This window comes from Arthrobacter sp. NicSoilB11 (assembly GCF_019977375.1).
In the GTDB taxonomy this organism is placed as follows: domain Bacteria; phylum Actinomycetota; class Actinomycetes; order Actinomycetales; family Micrococcaceae; genus Arthrobacter.
The window spans coordinates 3,491,371-3,508,796 of sequence record NZ_AP024657.1 but is presented as its reverse complement, the minus strand read 5'-3'; the positions used below and the strand labels follow the sequence as shown (position 1 = coordinate 3,508,796).

Genomic DNA, 17,426 nt, shown 5'->3' with positions numbered 1-17,426 from the left:
CGGCCGGAGCCCGGCCACCGGGTCCGGCAGCGCTGGACCCGGTGGCCGTCTAAGCGGCCCCGGCCGACCGTGGAGAACTGACTCCTAGCCCTTGGGGCGCAGGTCGTAGATCCGGCGCAGCTTGCCGTTGGACCGCTCCAGCGAGCCCGGCTCCACCACGTCCACCGTGCACGAAGAACCCACGTGGATCTTGATCTGCTCCTTCAAGGTGCGTGCCGCCGTCGTGCCCTGTTCAATGCTCACCGCGTCGCGGCGCTCGATGCGCACGGTCAGCTGGTCCATCCGCTGGCCCTCGGGGCGGGTGAGTTCGAGCTGGAAGTGCGGGCTGAGCTCAGGGATCCGCAGGGCGATTTCCTCGATCTGGGACGGGAAGAGGTTCACGCCGCGCAGGATGATCATGTCGTCGCTGCGGCCGGTGATGCGGCCCATCCGGCGGTGCGCTGGGCGGGCCGTGCCGGGCAGCAGGCGGGTGAGGTCCTTGGTCCGGTAGCGGATGATGGGCAGCGCTTCCTTGGTGAGGGACGTGAACACCAGCTCGCCGTGTTCGCCGTCGCGCAGGACGTTCTCCTTGCCCGCCACCGGGTTGAAGGGGTCGATGATTTCGGGGCGGAAGTGGTCCTCCCAGATGTGGCTGCCGTCCTGGGTCTCCACCGCCTCGCCGGCGACGCCCGGGCCCATGACCTCGGACAGCCCGTAGATGTCGCATGCCTTGAGGTTCATGGTGACCTCAAGTTCATGCCGCATCTCCTCGGTCCACGGCTCGGCGCCCAGCACCGCATACTTCAGCGATGTGGAGGCGGGATCGATGCCCATGTGGGCCATGGCGTCGGCGATGGTGAGCAGGTATGTGGGCGTGGCCAGGATGGCGTCCGGCTTGAAGTCCTGGATCAGCTGGATCTGGCGTTCGGTCTGGCCGCCGGAGATGGGGATGACGGTGCAGCCCAGGGCTTCGGCCCCGGCGTGGGCGCCCAGGCCGCCGGTGAACAGGCCGTAGCCGTAGGCGTTGTGGACCTTCATGCCCGGGCGGATGCCGGAGGCGCGGAAGCTGCGGGCCACGAGCTTCGCCCAGTCTGCCAGGTCCTGCTTGGTGTAGCCCACCACGGTGGGGCGGCCCGTGGTGCCCGAGCTCGCGTGGACGCGGGCCACTTCGTGCTGCGGTACCGCGAACATGCCGAACGGGTATTCCTCGCGCAGGTCGTCCTTGGTGGTGAACGGGAAGTTGCCCAGGTCGCTCAGTTCACGCAGGTCGTTGGGGTGGATGCCGGCGTCGTCGAACTTGCGCTTGTACAGCGGCACGCGCTCGTAGGCGTAGGCCACCGTGTGCTGCAGGCGGCTGAGCTGGAGGGCCTCGAGCTCATCGCGGGAGATGGTTTCCTCGCGGTCCAGGCCGGGGTCGATGCCGGCAGCGGCGGGGGTTTCGGGGGCATGCAGGGTCATGGTTTCCTACTTCTTGGGAATGGTGCGGCTGCGTCCGCGGAACTCGGCGATGAGCTCGCCCGGGGAACTGGGTTGGGTTTCGGAAGCCGGCGCGGCGGCGTCGGCCGCGAAGATCTGGATGTCGTACAGGCCGCTTCGCCCGGCACTGGAGCGGCGGTCTGCGACGGCGGTCAACACCTGGCCGCGGAAGGCGGGCTTGAGGAAGTTGATGTCGACGCCGGAGGCCACGGTGATGGTGCCTTCCTCGCCGGGTGCAGGGTGGATGGGGTTGCACGCGAGGGCGAAGGCGGTGTCCCCGAACGCGAAGATCATTCCGCCGTGGGCCATCCCGAAACCGTTGAGCATTTCCTGCCGAAGGGTCATCCGGATGGTTGCATGGCCGTCGCTGAGGGCGAGGACCTGGATTCCCATCCATTCGGAGGCGTAGTCGTTTTCCAGGATGGGGTGGGTGGCCCCGGAAAGTGTTGCTTCAGCCATGCGTCATTGCCTCCAGCTTTATTTACCGAATGTTCATTAGGTAATCCCATGAGGGGGTCCGGTGTCAAGGGCAGCGTGCGTTGGCCTGGAAGGCATCCGGGGGTGGAATGCCCGACGGCGGCGCGCGCCACGGGGCTTGAAGTGCAAGGATGGGAGGACCTGCACCAGCAAGAACAGCAAAGGGCGGACCATGGCCAAAGGCATCTACGTCAGCGCAACCACCCCCGGCTCGGGCAAGTCCCTGGTAGCCCTGGGCCTGGCGGACACCCTGCACCGGCACGCGGACCGGATCGGCTTCTTCAAGCCCGTGGTCCACGGCCCCTCGGCAGCCGAGGACCCCATGGTGGCGCTGATGAAGTCCCGGTTCGCCCTGGACGAGGACCGGTGCCGCGGCGGCCTGACCTACGGGGAGGTCCGCACGCTGCTCGCGGAGGGAAACCGGGCCGAGATCGATGCCAGGTGCGTGGAGATCTTCGCCGACATCGCCCGCCTCTGCGACGTGGTGATCGTCGAAGGCACAGACCTGGTGGGCCAGGACTCCGCCGTCGAATTCGACCTCAATGCCCGGCTTGCCAACAACCTGGCCACGCCCGTGGTGGCCGTTGTGGGCGCCAAGGGGCGGACCGTTCCGGAGACCGCTGCCGCCGTCGAAGTGGCGCGCAAGGAACTTGCCGCGGAAAAGTGCTCACTCCTGGCCATCATGGTCAACCGGGCAAACGCCGATGACCTGGACGCCATTGCGGCGGCCCTGAAGCCCGGTGCCTCCGGCCGGCCCGTGTACATCCTGCCGGAACTGGAGGAGATCGCCCGGCCCACCACCGGGGAGGTGGCCATGGCGCTGGGCGTGCGGCAGATCGCCGGCACGCCGGACATGGAACGCGACGTCAGGGACATCAAGGTGGCCGCCATGAATGTGGGCAACTTCCTGAACGTGCTGGATGAAGGCGCCCTGGTGATCGTGCCGGGGGACCGGGCGGACGTGATGGTGGCCTGCCTGGCATCCTCCTTCTCACCCGAGTTCCCGGTGGCGTCGGCGCTCATCCTCACCGGCGGCCTGGCCCCGGATGCCAACATCTACCCGCTCCTGGCGCAGGCACCGTTCCCGGTGTTCGCCACCGGAGATGACACCTACCAGACCGCCCGCCGGGTCTCCGAGGTCCGCAGCGAGATCTGGTCCGGGCACCGGCGCAAGGTGGCCTCCGCCCTGGGGCTCTGGTCCCGGCGGGTGGATGAAGCCGAGCTGGTGGAGCGCCTGCACCTGCCCAGGCCCGAGCGGATGACCCCGCTGCGGTTCCTGCACGACCTCATCGAACGGGCCCGGTCGCAGCGCCGCCACGTTGTCCTGCCGGAGGGAACCGATGTCAGGATCCTGCGCGCAGCCGAAATCCTGCACCGCCGTGATGTCTGCGACCTGACGCTGCTGGGCCCCGAATCCGCCGTCCGGGAACTGGCCGCCGCGAACGGCATCGACCTCACCGGGATCAACGTCATTGACCCTGCCACCTCCGAGCTTCGGCTCACGTTCGCAGAGAAGTACGCCGAACTGCGGGCGCACAAGGGCGTGGACCTGCCCAAGGCGCTGGAGATCATGCAGGACGTGAGCTACTTCGGCACCATGATGGTCCAGCTGGGCGTGGTGGACGGGATGGTCTCCGGCGCGGCGCACACCACGGCGCACACCATCCGGCCGGCCCTGGAGTTCGTGAAGACCCGGCCGGGCGTGAAGATCGTGTCCTCGGTGTTCCTGATGCTCATGCCGGACCGCGTGCTGGTCTACGGCGACTGCGCTGTGAACCCGGACCCCAACGTGGAGCAGCTGGCGGACATTGCCCTGGCCTCGGCCGAGACCGCCGCCCAGTTCGGCGTGGAGCCGCGGGTTGCCATGCTCTCCTATTCCACCGGAGGCTCAGGATCGGGTGAGGCGGTGGACGAGGTGCGGCAGGCCACCGAGCTGGTCCGCCGGCGCCGCCCGGACCTCGCCGTGGAGGGCCCCATCCAGTACGACGCCGCCGTGGATGCCTCCATTGCCGCGTCCAAGATGCCCGGCTCCTCGGTGGCGGGGCAGGCCACGGTGTTCATCTTCCCGGACCTGAACACCGGCAACAACACGTACAAGGCGGTGCAGCAGAGCTCGGGTGCCGTTGCCGTGGGCCCCGTCCTGCAGGGGCTGCGGAAGCCGGTCAACGACCTGTCCCGCGGCTGCACGGTGGAGGACATCGTGAACACCGTGGCCATCACCGCCATCCAGGCGCAAAGTGCTGCGAAAGCCCAGGTGCAGGAACAGGCGCAGGTCTCTGCAGAGGCACCGGCCTCCTAGGGCACCACGCAGAAAACGTACGACGCCGGCACTTTGGTAAGTGCCGGCGTCGTACTTTTGCCTGGCGGCTGGGAAGGCCTAGGCGGCTGCCTTGACCTTCAGCGGCTCGATCTTGCCAATGACGAACAGGTAATTGGCTGCGCCAATGAGGGAGATCGCGCCGATGACGGCCAGCGGCGCCACGAAGGATCCGGTCTGGTCCACCAGCACGCCGATCAGGATCGGCGTGAAGATGCCGGCCAGGTTGGAGGCGAAGTTCTGCAGGCCGCCGATGGAGCCGACGTGCCGTGAACTTGGGGCAACGTCCGCCGGCAGGGACCAGATTCCGGTTGCCGCCACGGTGAGGCTGGAGTAGGCGACGGACAGGAGGGCAAGGGCCATCCAGGCTTCCGGGACCAGTGCGGCAAACATGATGACGGAGCCGCCTGCCAGGCCGCCGGCGATGGCCGTTTTGCGGACCTTGCTGACCGGGGACCCGGCGCGCACGGCACGGTCGGCCAGGTAGCCACCCAGCCAGCCGAACAGGACGGCGCAGATGCCGGGGATGGCGCCGAAGAAGCCGAGCTTGAGGAGGTCGAAGCCGCGTTCCTTGACCAGGTAGCTGGGGAAGAACGTGATGAAGAAATAGATGGCGCTGTTCAGGCAGAAGAAGCCGAACATCATGCTCAGGATGGTGCGGTACTTGAAGAGCGAACGCCAGGGGAGTTTGGCTGCGCTTTCGTCGTCGCTTGCCGCGCCGCGGGCGCCGCCGTCCTGGATGTAGCTGACTTCGGCGGCGTTGGCGCCGGCGTGCTCCTCCGGGCCGCGGTAGTACTTCCACCACACGGCGGCCCAGATGATTCCAAGGACACCGATGATGATGAACACCGCGTGCCAGGAGGTGAAGGCGACGATCAGGGTGACGATCGGCAGGGCGATGACGGCCCCGACGCGCGAGCCGGAGTCCCAGATGCTGGTGGCGAAGGCGCGTTCGCGGACCGGGAACCAGGTGGCCACCACCTTGGCGGCCGTGCTGGGCGCCGGGCTTTCACCCACCCCGAGGAGGAAGCGCGCCGCGAAGAGGGACCAGAAACTGGATGCGGCGGCGGTGACCATGGTGAAGACGGACCACCACACGGCGGCCAATGAGAACGAGCGGCGCGGGCCTACCTTGTCCACGTACCAGCCCGCTGCGAGCTGGAAGAAGTCGTAGGCCCAAAAGAAGGCGGCAAAGATCAGGCCCTGTTGGGTGGCGCTGAGTTCAAAGTCTTTGCCCATGAAGGGCAGTGCGACGCTGAGGCTGGAACGGTCCAGGTAGTTGATGCTGAGGCCTATGAAGGCAAGCCAGATGATCACCCAGCGTTTGCGGGTCATCAGGCGGGGCTGCCGGGCTGGAGTGCCAAGGGTTGTTTTACTTCCGAGCGTAGTCATGCGGTCTCCTTCGACATATACATGGCTTCGGGTGCGGTGCGCACGTGCGGGAGGGGGAGACGCGGAAGATATCTGCGCCAAAATCATATAGGAATCGGGTTAATCATATAGATTTTGTGATCCAGATCAAGTGTTGCTTTTGGAAAGCCTGCGGAGAAGCTGCCGGCGGCGGGTGGCTTATGATTCCCCCAGCAGCTTCACTCCAACCGGCGCCCGTGCAACCGGGTGCCCCGGTTCAACCCGGTCCACTCCAGTTCAAGAGGTAATTGCGTGCCCCCACGTCAACCATCCGAAGTTCCGCGCGGCAAAGCAGCCGTTCCCGACGTCTACACGGCCATGCGCGCCTCCATCCTGGACGGCGGGATTGCTCCGGGCACCCGCATCAACATTGATGCCGTGGCCCGCAGCCTTGGCGTCTCGCAGACCCCGGTCCGTGAGGTGCTCCAGCGGCTCGAGGGCGACAACCTGGTGGTGTACAACCCCGGCCGCGGCTACAGCACCACCCCGCTCCTGGACCTGCCGGAACTGCGCTCGCTGTTCGAGTTCAGGCTCCTGGTGGAGCCCTGGGCGGCGCGTGCGGCGGCGGTGGACCGCCTTGCCAATCCGGCCGCCGCGCTGGAAAAGGAGCTGGCGGGCTTCCGGGGCACCATGAAGCGCAGCAGGGACCTGAGGCAGGATCTGGTGGCGCACGACACCCGCTTTCATGACACCATCCTGGCCGCCTCCGGAAATCCTGTGGTCCGGCACGCCTTTGCCCAGACGCACTGCCACCTGCACACCTTCCGGCTCTACCCGGCAGATGTGGACGGCGCCATCACGGTGGCTGAGCATACGGCCGTGCGTGAGGCGATTGAAGCCTGCGATCCGGAGCGGGCCGAGGCGGCCATGACCACCCATATCCGCAACTCCTTCGACAGGTTTGCCCAGGCCTTCGAAGGTGAACTTGCCCCCCTGGAGGACAGCGGCCCGCCGCGCAGGCGGATCATCACCGGCTAGCCCAGTGCGGCGCAGCCCCGGCCCTGCAGGGCCGGGGCTTTTGTGTGCCCGGGCAAGCGAATGCCTGCCGGGCAGGTCTTGACCTGGATCACATGTCCTATATGATTTTAGAAATTCGTATAGGAATCGAATCTTTCCCCTCCCAGCAGTCGTAAACCGAAAGTTGAGTTCCATGCCTTCCATCACGTCCATCAAGACCCAGGACGTTCGTTTCCCCACATCCCTCGAACTTGACGGTTCCGATGCGGTCAACGTCGACCCTGACTACTCCGCCGCCTACGTTGTCATCCGCACCGACGCGGGCGATGAGGGCCACGGCTTCATCTTCAGTTGCGGCCGCGGCAATGAAATCCTCACGTCCGCGATTGACGCCTACGCACGCCTGCTGGTGGGCCGCGACATCGACGAGCTGATTTATGACCTGGGCGGCGCGTCCAGGCTCCTGGTCCACGACTCCCAGCTCCGCTGGCTGGGACCCGAGAAGGGCGTGACCCAGATGGCCTGCGGCGCCCTGGTCAGCGCTTTGTGGGACATCCGTGCCCGCCGTGAAAACAAGCCGTTGTGGCTCCTCCTTGCCGAAATGACACCGGAGGAACTGGTCAGCGTGGTGGACTTCACCCACATCCGTGACGCCCTCAGCCCCGAGGAAGCCCTGGAGATCCTCCGCGCCGGCCAGGAAGGCAAAGCCCAGCGCATCGAGTCGCTCCGGAACAACGGGTTCCCCGCCTACACCACCTCCCCGGGCTGGCTGGGCTACAGCGACGAGAAACTGGTCCGGCTGAGCAAGGAGGCGGCCGCGGAAGGCTTCTCCATGATCAAGCTCAAGGTGGGCGGCGACATCAACGATGACCGCAGGCGCATGGCCCTGGCCCGTGAGGCGGTGGGCGCCCTGCCCATCGCCATTGACGCCAACCAGCGCTGGGAAGTCTCCGAGGCCATCGAGTGGGTCAACCAGCTGGCCGAATTCACCCCCTACTGGATCGAAGAGCCCACCAGCACGGATGACATCCTGGGCCACGCCGACATCCGCAAGGGTGTCACCCCGGTACGGGTGGCCACCGGAGAGGCCGTGGCGAGCCGGATCGTCTTCAAGCAGCTCCTCCAGGCCGGCGCCATCGACGTCCTGCAGCTGGACTCCACCCGTGTGGCCGGTGTCAACGAGAACATCGCCATCCTGCTGCTGGCAGCCAAGTTCGGGGTCCCCGTCTGCCCGCACGCCGGGGGAGTGGGCCTGTGCGAACTGGTCCAGCACTTCTCCTTCTTCGACTACGCCGTGGTGGGCCGCAGCCAGGAAAACCGCATGATCGAATTCGTGGACCACCTGCACGAGCACTTTGCCGAACCCGTCCGGATCATCGACGGCCGCTATGCCGCCCCGGCACTGCCCGGCACGGGCGCCGAGATGCTCACCGCCTCCCGCGCCCGCTGGGAATTCCCCAACGGCGCAGGCTGGCAGGAAGTGGGCAACCGGGCCGCCGTCACCGGCGGATCCCTGGCCGCGGCGGCAGGAGCCGGCCGATGACCGCGGCTCCCCACGCAACGGCCGTCCTCGCCGGACCCACCACCGCAGGGGAGCTCGACGCCGCCGTCGGCGCCGCCCACCGTGCCTTCGAACAGGCCCGTTTGGCGGACCCGCACCGGCGCGCCGGCTGGCTTGAAGCCATTGCCGCCGGCCTGGAGCAGGACGCTGCGGGACTTGTGCAGACCGCCGTGGCCGAAACACACCTCGGGACGGCCAGGCTGGAAGGGGAACTGAAGCGCACCGTGTTCCAGCTGCGGCTCTTCGCGGCGGAAATCCGCCTCGGGGAGCACTTCGACGCCACCATCGACCACGCCGACCCCAACTGGCCCATGGGCCCGCGCCCGGACCTTCGGCGCTACAACGTCCCGCTCGGCGTTGTGGGCGTCTTCGGCGCCTCCAACTTCCCCTTTGCGTTCAGCGTGATGGGCGGGGACAGCGCGTCGGCCCTGGCGGCCGGCTGCGCCGTCGTCCACAAAGCCCACGACGCCCACGCCGGGCTTGCGGCCCGGACCGCGCGGACCGTGATCGATGCGCTGGAAGGTGCAGGTGCGCCGTCGGGCCTGTTCTCCATGGTGACCGGGCGGCAGGCAGGCGAGGCGCTGGTGGACCACCCCCAGGTGAAAGCCATCGGTTTCACCGGCTCCACCGCGGGCGGCCGCGCCCTGCTCGACCGCATCGCTGCCCGCCCGGAGCCCATTCCGTTCTTCGGTGAACTGGGCGGCATCAACGCCGTCTTCGTCACGGGCAGGGCCTGGGCCGCGCGGCGGGCGGACATCCTCGCCGGCTATGCTGCCTCGTTCACCCTGGGCATGGGCCAGTTCTGCACCAAGCCCGGGCTGCTGTTCGTCCCCGCGGGGCAGGCCGATGACGTTCGCCGCGAACTGGCGCAGGCCCTGGCAGGTTTCACGCCCGCCCGGCTGCTCAGCCCCCGCCTGCACGACGGGTACTGCGATGCCGTCAGCCGGCTCCGGGACACCGACGGCGTGGACGTCCTGGTGGAAGGCGACTTTGCCGAGGAGCCGGCCCCCACCGTCCTGCTCACCACTGCCGACGAGGTCCGGAAGAATCCGGAGCTGCTCCGCCAGGAGATGTTCGGGCCGGCCAGCCTGGTGGTCGCGTACGACGACGAATCCGGGTTGCCGGACCTGGCCGGGCTGCTGGAAGGGCAGCTGACCACCACGCTCCAGGCGGAAGCGGACGACGACGTCGCCGCGCTCGCTGCCCGGCTGGCGGACATCAGCGGCCGGGTCCTGTGGAACGGCTGGCCCACGGGAGTTACCGTCAGCTACGCCCAGCACCACGGAGGGCCATACCCCGCCACCACCTCGGCCACCACGTCGGTGGGCACGGCGGCGGTCCGCCGGTTCCTGCGGCCGGTGGCATACCAGGACTTTCCCGCGGACCGGCTGCCCGAACCCCTGCAGGACAGCAATCCCTGGCAGGTTCCGCAAAGGGTGGATGGCGTCTGGCAGCGCCCATCCGGCGCCGCAGCCGGGGTTGTGGCCACCCAGGAGGACAAGCAATGAACGCCACAGGCCCGGAAGACGTCCACGCCATACTCCCCGAGGACGCGGACCAGGCCCTGCTGATCGGGCGGGTCTGGGATGTGGAGAGCGGGGGACCACGCGTTGTGGCCGTCAGCGGGGGCAGCGTCTTTGACCTGCACCGCCTGGCCGGAACGGTCGCGGATCTCCTGGAGCTGCCCGATCCCGCTGCCGCCGTCCGCTCAGCCCTGGCAGATCCCGGCCTGGCGGAACCGCGTTGGGACACGGCCGGCGTCGTCAAGGCGTCCCTGGAGGGTGACAGCACCCGGACCCGGTTGCTGGCCCCCGTGGACCTCCAGGTCATCAAGGCCTGCGGCGTCACGTTCGTGGACAGCATGATCGAGCGCGTCATCGAGGAGCGCTGCGCGGGCGACGCCGGACGCGCAGCAGAGGTCCGGGAACTGGTGGGGCGCGCCCTGGGTGGAAGCATTTCCGCCCTGCGGCCGGGATCGCCGGAAGCCGCCGAAGCCAAGCGCGTCCTGATCTCCGAAGGCCTGTGGTCGCAGTACCTGGAAGTGGGGATCGGTCCGGACCCGGAAGTCTTCACCAAGGCCCCGGTCCTCTCCTCGGTAGGCCTGGGCGCGGGCATCGGCATCCCGGCCTTCTCGTCCTGGAACAACCCGGAGCCGGAGCTGGTCCTGATCGCCACCTCCGGCGGCACAGTGGTGGGTGCGACGCTCGGCAACGACGTGAACCTGCGTGATGTTGAGGGCAGGAGCGCGCTGCTGCTGGGCAAGGCCAAGGACAACAACGCCTCCAGCGCGCTGGGACCGCTGATCCGGCTGTTCGACGGGCAATTCACCCTGGACACGCTGCGCGGCGAGGAGATCCTGCTGCGCGTCGAAGGCCCGGACGGCTACCTGCTGGAAGGCCGGAACAGCGTGTCCCGGATCAGCAGGCCCTTCGAGGAGCTCGTGGCGGCGACGCACGGGAAGCACCATCAGTACCCGGACGGGTTCGCGCTGTATACGGGGACCCTGTTTGCCCCGACGCAGGACCGCGACGTGCCGGGACAGGGCTTCACCCACAAACACGGTGACCGGGTGACCATCCGCAGCCGGCACCTGGGTGCCCTGATCAACCGGGTGGGGCCCTGTGAGGAACTGCCGGAGTGGTCATTCGGCCTGCGCCGGCTGTTCGCATACCTGGCCGCGCAGCAGCAGGAGGCGCGGGCCTAGCGGTGGTGCAACAACGTACGACGCCGGCACTTTGGTGAGTGCCGGCGTCGTACGTTGTTCATGGGGTGCTTTGGTGCCTGCGGTGCTTAGCTGTTGTCCGGCTTGGCCAGGCTCTCCTGATCCTCTTCCTTGGCAGGCTCGTCGGAGAGGCCCTGCGGGGTGAGGTCCAGGTCCTCCCGGTTCTCGGGCGCCTCCGGCGCTTCCCCGGTCTCTGCGGCCTTGAGGTTGCCGGTGTCGTCCAGGGCCGGATTGGCGCCCTCCACTCCCGTGGGATCACCCTTGCCGCCGGATCCCGTTCCGGCGTTGAGCGGGGCGGTGCTGCTGGATCCCGTGTTGGTGGGGTCGTTCTCGTCGATCGAATTGGGCTCGTTCGTCATGGAATTGTCCTCTCGGCGTGGTCCAGCCTTGTCCGCCGACCATAGGCACAGCGGGGCCTGATCCGCAAGGAAGGGCCCGACCCGATGTTCCCCTCGGCTAACATCGCTGGCATGCCCGGAACAGCCATCACCACTGCCTTCATCCCTGTCCGCAACCCACACGCCGCGGCCGACTGGTACCGCCGGTTTCTTGGACTCAGCGTCGCGGAGGCGAACACCTTCTCAGCAGTCCTCACCGCTGCGGGAACCGCGTCCGTCACGCTGATGGGCCCGGACAGCGGCATCAAGGCCGCCCCCGGGCTGGCGTGGGCAACCTGCAATTTCATGGTGGACGACCTGACTGGAACGCATGCCGTGCTGGCGGAAAGCGGTGTTCCGGTCGGTGCCATCGAGGGGTCTCCGGAGGTATGCCTCTTCTTCACGGCGCAGGACCCGGACGGCAACACGCTGCTGCTCACCGACCGATAGCGGCTCAACCTATAGTGGGGGTTGAACTGCAGACGCCAGGCTGAGGAGGCCCCGCATGCTCGTGCTCGTCATCAACTCCGGTTCGTCCTCCCTGAAGTACCAGGTCCGTGACGTGGCAGCCGGAACGGTCCTCACCGAGGGGCTGATCGAGAAGATCGGCATGGGCAACGGCGGCGGCGGGGACGGCGAGATCGAGGGCCCGCGGGACCACGCGGAGGCGCTGGAGCAGGTGGACGCGGCCATCCACCGGGAACTGGGCGGCCTTGAGCTCGGTGCGGTGGGGCACCGGGTGGTCCACGGCGGCGAGCGGTTCGCCGAACCCGTCCTGGTGGACAACGAGATCACCCGCGCCATCGAACGCCTCAACCCGCTGGCGCCGCTGCACAACCCCGCCAACGTGCTGGGCATCCGTGCCATCACCAAAAAGTGGCCCAAAATGCCGCAGGTGGCCGTGTTCGACACCGCCTTCCATCGCACCCTGCCCGAGCACGCGTGGCGCTACGCCGTCCCGGACGAGCTGTACACCAACCACGGCATCCGCCGCTACGGTTTCCATGGGACCTCCCATGAGTACGTGGCGCGCCGGTCGGCCGCCCTGCTGGACCTTCCCGCTGAGGAGTTCGACGGCGTCATCGCGCACCTGGGCAACGGTGCCTCCGTGACCGCCATCCGCGGCGGGAAGTCGGTGGACACCTCCATGGGCTTCACCCCGCTGGAGGGCCTGGTCATGGGCACCCGCTCCGGCGACCTTGACCCTTCCATCCTGGTGTTCCTTGGCCGCGCCGGCTGGACGCCCGAGGACATCGACACCATGCTCAACCGGGAATCGGGGCTGAAGGGCCTGGCCGGCAACAACGACATGCGCTCGGTAGTGGAAGCCTCCGAGTCCGGGAACGAAAAAGCCACGATGGCGCTCGCGGTGGCATCCTACCGGCTGGCCAAATACATCGGCGGCTACCATGTGGCAGTCGGTGGGGCCAAGGCTCTGGTGTTCACCGCGGGGATCGGCGAGAACTCCTCCCAGTTCCGGGCGCAGGTGGCGGACCGGCTGGGCGCCCTGGGCATCGAGCTCGACGGCGGCCTGAACTCCCGGCGGTCCAAGGAACCGCGCGTCATTTCCACGCCCTCGTCCGCGATTCCCGTCCTGGTGGTCCCCACGGATGAGGAACGCGCCATCGCAGAGGCAACAGCCGCCGTCGTCTCCGCCGGCCGATAAGCCCCATGCCTGACATTTCCCTGCCGATCCGCACCGAACGGCTGGTACTCCGCCGTTTTGACGGCGGTGACCTTGAAGCCTTCCACGCCTACCACTCGTTGCCGGAGACCGCCCGGTTCCTGCCCGGCCCGGCCAAGAGCTACACCCAGTCGATGGAGCGGGTGGGCCGGTACGCCAACTTTGCCTTCGAGAAGGAGGGCGACTGGGTGGCCCTCGCCATCGAGGCAGTGAATGAGCCCGGGCTGCAGGGGGAGGTGGTGCTCAAATGGCTGCCGGGACTCGGCCAGGGCGAAGTCGGGTGGACACTGGCGCCCGGAGCACGCGGTAAGGGTTACGGCACGGAGGCCGCCCGGGCCATGCTCCAGCTGGGCTTCGGGGAACTGGGCATGCACCGGATTGAAGCCCGGCTGGATGAACTCAATGTGGCGTCGGCGTCAGTGTGCGGCCGGCTGGGCATGCGGCTGGAGGCGCGGCACATCGACAAGTGGCATTACAAGGGCCAGTGGGCCACTGAGCTCATCTATGCCATCCTGGCCGATGAATGGCGCATCGGTTCCGGCGGTGAGCTTTAGGCCCTGCCCTTGAGGATCAGGTTCCAGTAGATCTTCGGGAACAGGTCCCGGTCCACAACCCATGAGAACTTGCTTTCGTTCCAGGTGGGCACCCGCGGAAGGGTGGGCATGGGGCGGTAACGGTCATCGAACTCGGCGAACACCACCGTGTCCCGTGACACCGTGAACGGGCACACCGAGTAGCCGTTGTACTTCGCCGGCAGCCGCTTGCCTTTCCGGGCTGCCACCAGGTTCTTGGCCACCACTTTGGTCTGCTTGCGCAGCGCCCCGCCGGATTTGGAGTTGGTGGTGCCTGCGGCATCGCCCAGGGACCACACGTTGGGGTAGCGGAGGTGCCGAAGGGTCTGCCAATCCACCTCCACGAAGCCGCCCGTGTCACCGGCGGCCGGCAGGTCCGTGGCCTTGAGCCAGTCCGGGGCCGACTGCGGCGGGACGGCGTTGAGGACGTCGTAGTGCAGGTTCTCCACGGTACCGGCGGCAAGATCCCGGATGGTGGCTGTTTGGCCTGCAGCATCCACGCCAACCAATTCGCTGTTGGTCCGCAGTTCGATGCCGTACTCCGCAATCTTGCGGTCCAGTTCGCGGTCCACCTCCGGGACCCCGAAAACGGTGGGGTAAGGCTGGACCATCACCACGCGGATCCGGTCCAGGAGGCCCTGTTCCCGCCAGTAGTCGCAGGCCAGGTACATGGGTTTCTGGGCAGCGCCGCCGCACTTGATGGGGCCCGCCGGCATGGTGAAAACGGCGGTGCCGGACGTCATGCTGCGGAGCAGCGTCCAGGCCTTGGACGCCAGTTCGAACTCGTAGTGGGAGGCGCCGGAGGGCGAGTGCACGGCCTCGGCCAGGCCCGGTACCGCGTCCCAGTCGTATTGCAGCCCGGGGCACACCACCAGCTGCCCGTAGGCCACGGTGGAACCGGACGCCAGGGTGACCGTGTTGGCGGCGGCATCAATGCCCGCGGCGGCGTCATGGATCCACGTCACGCCCTGGGGCGTCACGGATTCCTGCGAGCGGATGGCTTCCTGTGCCTGGGCGCGGCCTCCTGCGATATGCGAAAACAGCGGCTGGTAGAGGTGATGGTCCTTGGGCTCGATGACAGCCACGTCCTTGACCCCGTACCGCTGCAGCCGGGCTGCCAGGGAGATGCCGGCGTTTCCGCCGCCGATGATGACTACCTCGTACTGGGCAGCCACGGCGCTACTTCTTCTCGGTCAGCGCGGATGCCTTGTGCGCCGCGCGGGCACCCGTCTTGTCCGACTCCACCACATACTGAGGTTCGTCCTCAGTGGCGCGGTGCGTGTTGCCGTCGAGTTCAAAGTCGCTGGTCTTTTTTTCGACGATTTTGCCGTGCGTCTTGCCCTGCGAAGTGTTCCACTCCACATGCGTTCCCTTGCTCAATGACATGCCTGCTCCTCTGGGATCCCTGCGGAAAACAAGTGCCCCCCAATAGTAAGCATGGTTAGCTTATGGGCGCATTGACAGGGAATTCCTCTGTCACCGCCTCTGAGCAGGTGGGCGGCGGTCCCGTCACGAAGGGAACCAGCCCTGAAGCAGTGCCTGCCGCAGGGCTGGCGAAGGAAAGCGTACGACGGCGGGACGCGCCCGCCGTCGTACGTTTCAGTCCTGCTTCAGGCCGGCTCCGGGCAGCAGTTCTGTTGCGCCCAGGGAATCGGCGATGAAGGCGTAGTCCCAGGCCCTCTCGCGCCACTGCACGTACCGTCCGGACGCGCCGCCGTGGCCACCGTCCATCTCGATCTTCATCACGATAGGTTCGGACCCCGTGGTCTTGTTCCGCAGTTCCTGCACCCACTTGGCCGGCTCCACGTACAGGACCCGGGTGTCGTTGAAGGACGTCACCGCGGCGATCTTGGGGTAGGCCACCGCCCGCACGTTTTCGTAGGGGGAGTAGGACTTCATGTAGGCGTAGGCCAGCGGGTCCGTGATGGGATTGCCCCACTCCTCCCACTCCAGCGCGGACAACGGCAGGTCCGGATCCAGGATGCTGGTGAGCGGGTCCACGAACGGCACCTGCGCCACGATGGCCGCGTACTTCTCCGGTGCCATGTTGGCCACGGCACCCATCAGGAGTCCACCGGCCGAACCGCCCAGGGCGGCGATGCGGGAGGGATCCACCCAGCCCGAGTCCGCCAGCCAGTCGGTGGCGTCCACGAAGTCGGTGAAGGTGTTCTTCTTGGTGAGCTTCTTGCCGTCCTCGTACCAGTGCCGGCCCAGCTCGCCGCCGCCGCGGATGTGGGCGATCACGAACACCACACCGCGGTCCAGCAGGGACAGCCGTGCTACTCCGAAGCCGGGGTCCATGCTCATCTCGTAGGAGCCGTACCCGTACACCAGGCCGGCCGCCGTCGAATCCTGTTTGACGGCCTTGTGCCGCAGGACCGACAGCGGGATGCGCGTGCCGTCACCTGCGGTGGCCCATTCCCGGGTGGCCACGTAATCGCTTCCGTCATAGCCACCCAGCACGGGGCTCTCCTTGCGGAGCAGCAGTTCGCCGGTGGGCTGCTCCGGGGTGGGCAGGACGAAGTCGTAAATGCGGGACGGCGTGAAGTAGGACGTGTAGCCCAGCCGGATCACGGGTGCCTCGTAGTCCGAACCGCCCACCCCCGCCGTGTACAGCTCCTCGTCGAACGCCGGCTCCACCGGCGCCTGCTGCGCAGGCGTGCCCAGGCCGGCCAGCCCCATCACCTGGACGCGCTCGATGGTGTCCTTGCGGATGGACACGACCAGGTGCGTGGCGGTGACACCGGCGCCGTTGACGCGGACGTCGCCGGAATGTTCCACGATGGTCTGCCAGGTCTGTTCTGCCAGCGGCTTGTGGAGTTCTTCCGCGTCAGCCAGGGAGACCATGGAGTTGATGGCGCCGTGGTTGTGCGTGAGCAGGATTTTCTCGGTTTTCCCGTCGGGGCCGTCGAGCAGGAAGGGCTCGGCCTCATACAGGATGCGTTCATCCCGCGAGATCACCGTGCTGACGGTTCCGGTGGGGTCGTCGAAACGGAGCAGCCGGGTTTCGCTGTACTCCGAGCATCCAATGCCCAGCACCAGGTAGCGCCGGTCCGCGGAGAGCTCGAAGCCCAGCCACATGGCGGGGTCGTCCTCCTGGTACACCACAACGTCGTCGGCCACGGGTGTGCCCAGGACGTGCGCCTTCACCTGGTACGGGCGCCAGGACTCGTCCACCACTGTGTAGAAGATACGGGTGCCGTCCGGGGAGAACGCCACGCCGTAGAAGATGTTTTCGATGGCATCCGGCAGCAGTTCACCGGTGCGGAGGTCCTTGATCCGGAGGGTGAAGCGTTCGTCTCCGGAGTTGTCCACTGCGTAGGCATAGAGGGTTCCGTCAACCGTGACGGCGGTGCCGCCTATGGAGAAGAACGGCTTGCCTTCGGCTTCCACGTTGCCGTCCAGCAGGATTTCCTCGCCGGGGATCTGCAGGCCGGGTTCCACGGCGGGCGGAGTCCAGTCCGCCACCTTGTCTCCGGTGTCCTGCGCCTTGACCCGGCAGTGGATGCCGTATTCCTTGCCCTCCGCGGAGCGGCTGAAGTACCACCAGCCGTCCTTGCGGTGTGGAACGGAGAGGTCTGTTTCCTGGGTGCGGCCCTTGATCTCCTGGAAGATGGCCTCGCGGAGCGGCTCCTGGTGCGCGGTGACGGCTTCCTGGTACGCGTTTTCGGCCCGCAGGTGCTCCACGACCTCCGGCGATTCCTTGTCCCGCAGCCACTCGTAGTTGTCCACGAACGTCTCCCCGTGGTGGGTGCGTTCGGTGGGGATCTTCTTGGCAACCGGGGGCGCCGGGGTGGCAGTGCCGGTGGAATCCTGCAGGGAGGTGGAGGTCATGGATTCAATATATAGACCAGCCCGGACAAGTCGGCAGGCCGTTCGCTACCGGGGGAGAAG

At 67.2% G+C, this 17,426-nt stretch carries 15 protein-coding genes; 8 read left to right on the top strand and 7 right to left on the bottom strand.

Going from position 1 to position 17,426, the window contains the following annotated elements:
* Nucleotides 1–84 precede the first annotated feature (84 nt).
* Together paaK and LDO14_RS16365 are read right to left on the bottom strand one after the other, a co-directional pair.
* Nucleotides 85–1,437 (bottom strand): phenylacetate--CoA ligase PaaK, encoded by a 1,353-nt coding sequence (gene paaK, locus LDO14_RS16370; RefSeq protein ID WP_134164093.1) that lies wholly within the window; start codon nucleotides 1,435–1,437, stop codon nucleotides 85–87.
* A 6-nt stretch (nucleotides 1,438–1,443) separates the two neighbouring features.
* A complete protein-coding gene (locus LDO14_RS16365) occupies nucleotides 1,444–1,914 on the bottom strand; it encodes a hotdog fold thioesterase (RefSeq protein ID WP_018768854.1) in 471 nt (156 codons plus the stop codon).
* Nucleotides 1,915–2,104: 190 nt separating this feature from the next.
* On the opposite strand from LDO14_RS16365, the gene pta reads away from it, so the two are divergent.
* Complete coding sequence (gene pta / locus LDO14_RS16360; protein ID WP_223992600.1) at nucleotides 2,105–4,231, top strand: phosphate acetyltransferase; 2,127 nt, start codon at nucleotides 2,105–2,107, stop codon at nucleotides 4,229–4,231.
* 78 nt (nucleotides 4,232–4,309) lie between these two features.
* On the opposite strand, the gene LDO14_RS16355 is transcribed toward pta, so the two are convergent.
* Entirely contained in the window at nucleotides 4,310–5,641 is a 1,332-nt protein-coding gene (locus tag LDO14_RS16355; protein ID WP_018768852.1) for an MFS transporter, read from the bottom strand.
* 270 nt (nucleotides 5,642–5,911) lie between these two features.
* Between LDO14_RS16355 and LDO14_RS16350 the strand changes: the two genes are divergently transcribed.
* From LDO14_RS16350 to LDO14_RS16335, 4 genes are all read left to right on the top strand, one after another.
* Nucleotides 5,912–6,637 (top strand): GntR family transcriptional regulator, encoded by a 726-nt coding sequence (locus tag LDO14_RS16350; RefSeq protein ID WP_223992599.1) that lies wholly within the window; start codon nucleotides 5,912–5,914, stop codon nucleotides 6,635–6,637.
* Between the two features lie 172 nt (nucleotides 6,638–6,809).
* Entirely contained in the window at nucleotides 6,810–8,159 is a 1,350-nt protein-coding gene (locus LDO14_RS16345) for an L-fuconate dehydratase (RefSeq protein WP_056392707.1), read from the top strand.
* A complete protein-coding gene (locus tag LDO14_RS16340; protein ID WP_223992597.1) occupies nucleotides 8,156–9,685 on the top strand; it encodes an aldehyde dehydrogenase (NADP(+)) in 1,530 nt (509 codons plus the stop codon). Before LDO14_RS16345 ends, LDO14_RS16340 begins: the two co-directional genes overlap by 4 nt.
* Nucleotides 9,682–10,881 carry a fumarylacetoacetate hydrolase gene (locus LDO14_RS16335; RefSeq protein WP_223992596.1) on the top strand — a complete coding sequence of 400 codons (1,200 nt, stop codon included), beginning with the start codon at nucleotides 9,682–9,684 and terminating at the stop codon, nucleotides 10,879–10,881. Before LDO14_RS16340 ends, LDO14_RS16335 begins: the two co-directional genes overlap by 4 nt.
* Nucleotides 10,882–10,967: 86 nt before the next feature.
* On the opposite strand, the gene LDO14_RS16330 is transcribed toward LDO14_RS16335, so the two are convergent.
* Nucleotides 10,968–11,258 (bottom strand): hypothetical protein, encoded by a 291-nt coding sequence (locus LDO14_RS16330; protein WP_018768847.1) that lies wholly within the window; start codon nucleotides 11,256–11,258, stop codon nucleotides 10,968–10,970.
* Between the two features lie 111 nt (nucleotides 11,259–11,369).
* On the opposite strand from LDO14_RS16330, the gene LDO14_RS16325 reads away from it, so the two are divergent.
* The 3 genes from LDO14_RS16325 to LDO14_RS16315 are packed head-to-tail and all read left to right on the top strand — an operon-like array spanning nucleotide 11,370 to nucleotide 13,514.
* Nucleotides 11,370–11,726: a VOC family protein gene (locus LDO14_RS16325; RefSeq protein ID WP_223992593.1), complete on the top strand. Its 357-nt coding sequence runs from the start codon at nucleotides 11,370–11,372 to the stop codon at nucleotides 11,724–11,726.
* Nucleotides 11,727–11,781: 55 nt separating this feature from the next.
* Nucleotides 11,782–12,942: an acetate kinase gene (locus LDO14_RS16320; RefSeq protein ID WP_223992592.1), complete on the top strand. Its 1,161-nt coding sequence runs from the start codon at nucleotides 11,782–11,784 to the stop codon at nucleotides 12,940–12,942.
* Between the two features lie 5 nt (nucleotides 12,943–12,947).
* Nucleotides 12,948–13,514, top strand: a complete 567-nt coding sequence (locus tag LDO14_RS16315) for a GNAT family protein (RefSeq protein WP_223992591.1) — start codon at nucleotides 12,948–12,950, stop codon at nucleotides 13,512–13,514.
* Here LDO14_RS16315 and LDO14_RS16310 read toward each other — a convergent pair.
* The 3 genes from LDO14_RS16310 to LDO14_RS16300 form a co-directional block, all read right to left on the bottom strand.
* Nucleotides 13,511–14,707: an FAD/NAD(P)-binding oxidoreductase gene (locus tag LDO14_RS16310; protein ID WP_223992590.1), complete on the bottom strand. Its 1,197-nt coding sequence runs from the start codon at nucleotides 14,705–14,707 to the stop codon at nucleotides 13,511–13,513. The two genes, LDO14_RS16315 and LDO14_RS16310, sit on opposite strands and share 4 nt — an antisense overlap.
* 4 nt (nucleotides 14,708–14,711) lie before the next feature.
* Nucleotides 14,712–14,918 carry a DUF2945 domain-containing protein gene (locus LDO14_RS16305; RefSeq protein ID WP_018768841.1) on the bottom strand — a complete coding sequence of 69 codons (207 nt, stop codon included), beginning with the start codon at nucleotides 14,916–14,918 and terminating at the stop codon, nucleotides 14,712–14,714.
* A 213-nt stretch (nucleotides 14,919–15,131) separates the two neighbouring features.
* A complete protein-coding gene (locus LDO14_RS16300; RefSeq protein WP_223992589.1) occupies nucleotides 15,132–17,366 on the bottom strand; it encodes a S9 family peptidase in 2,235 nt (744 codons plus the stop codon).
* Between the last annotated feature and the right edge of the window lie 60 nt (nucleotides 17,367–17,426).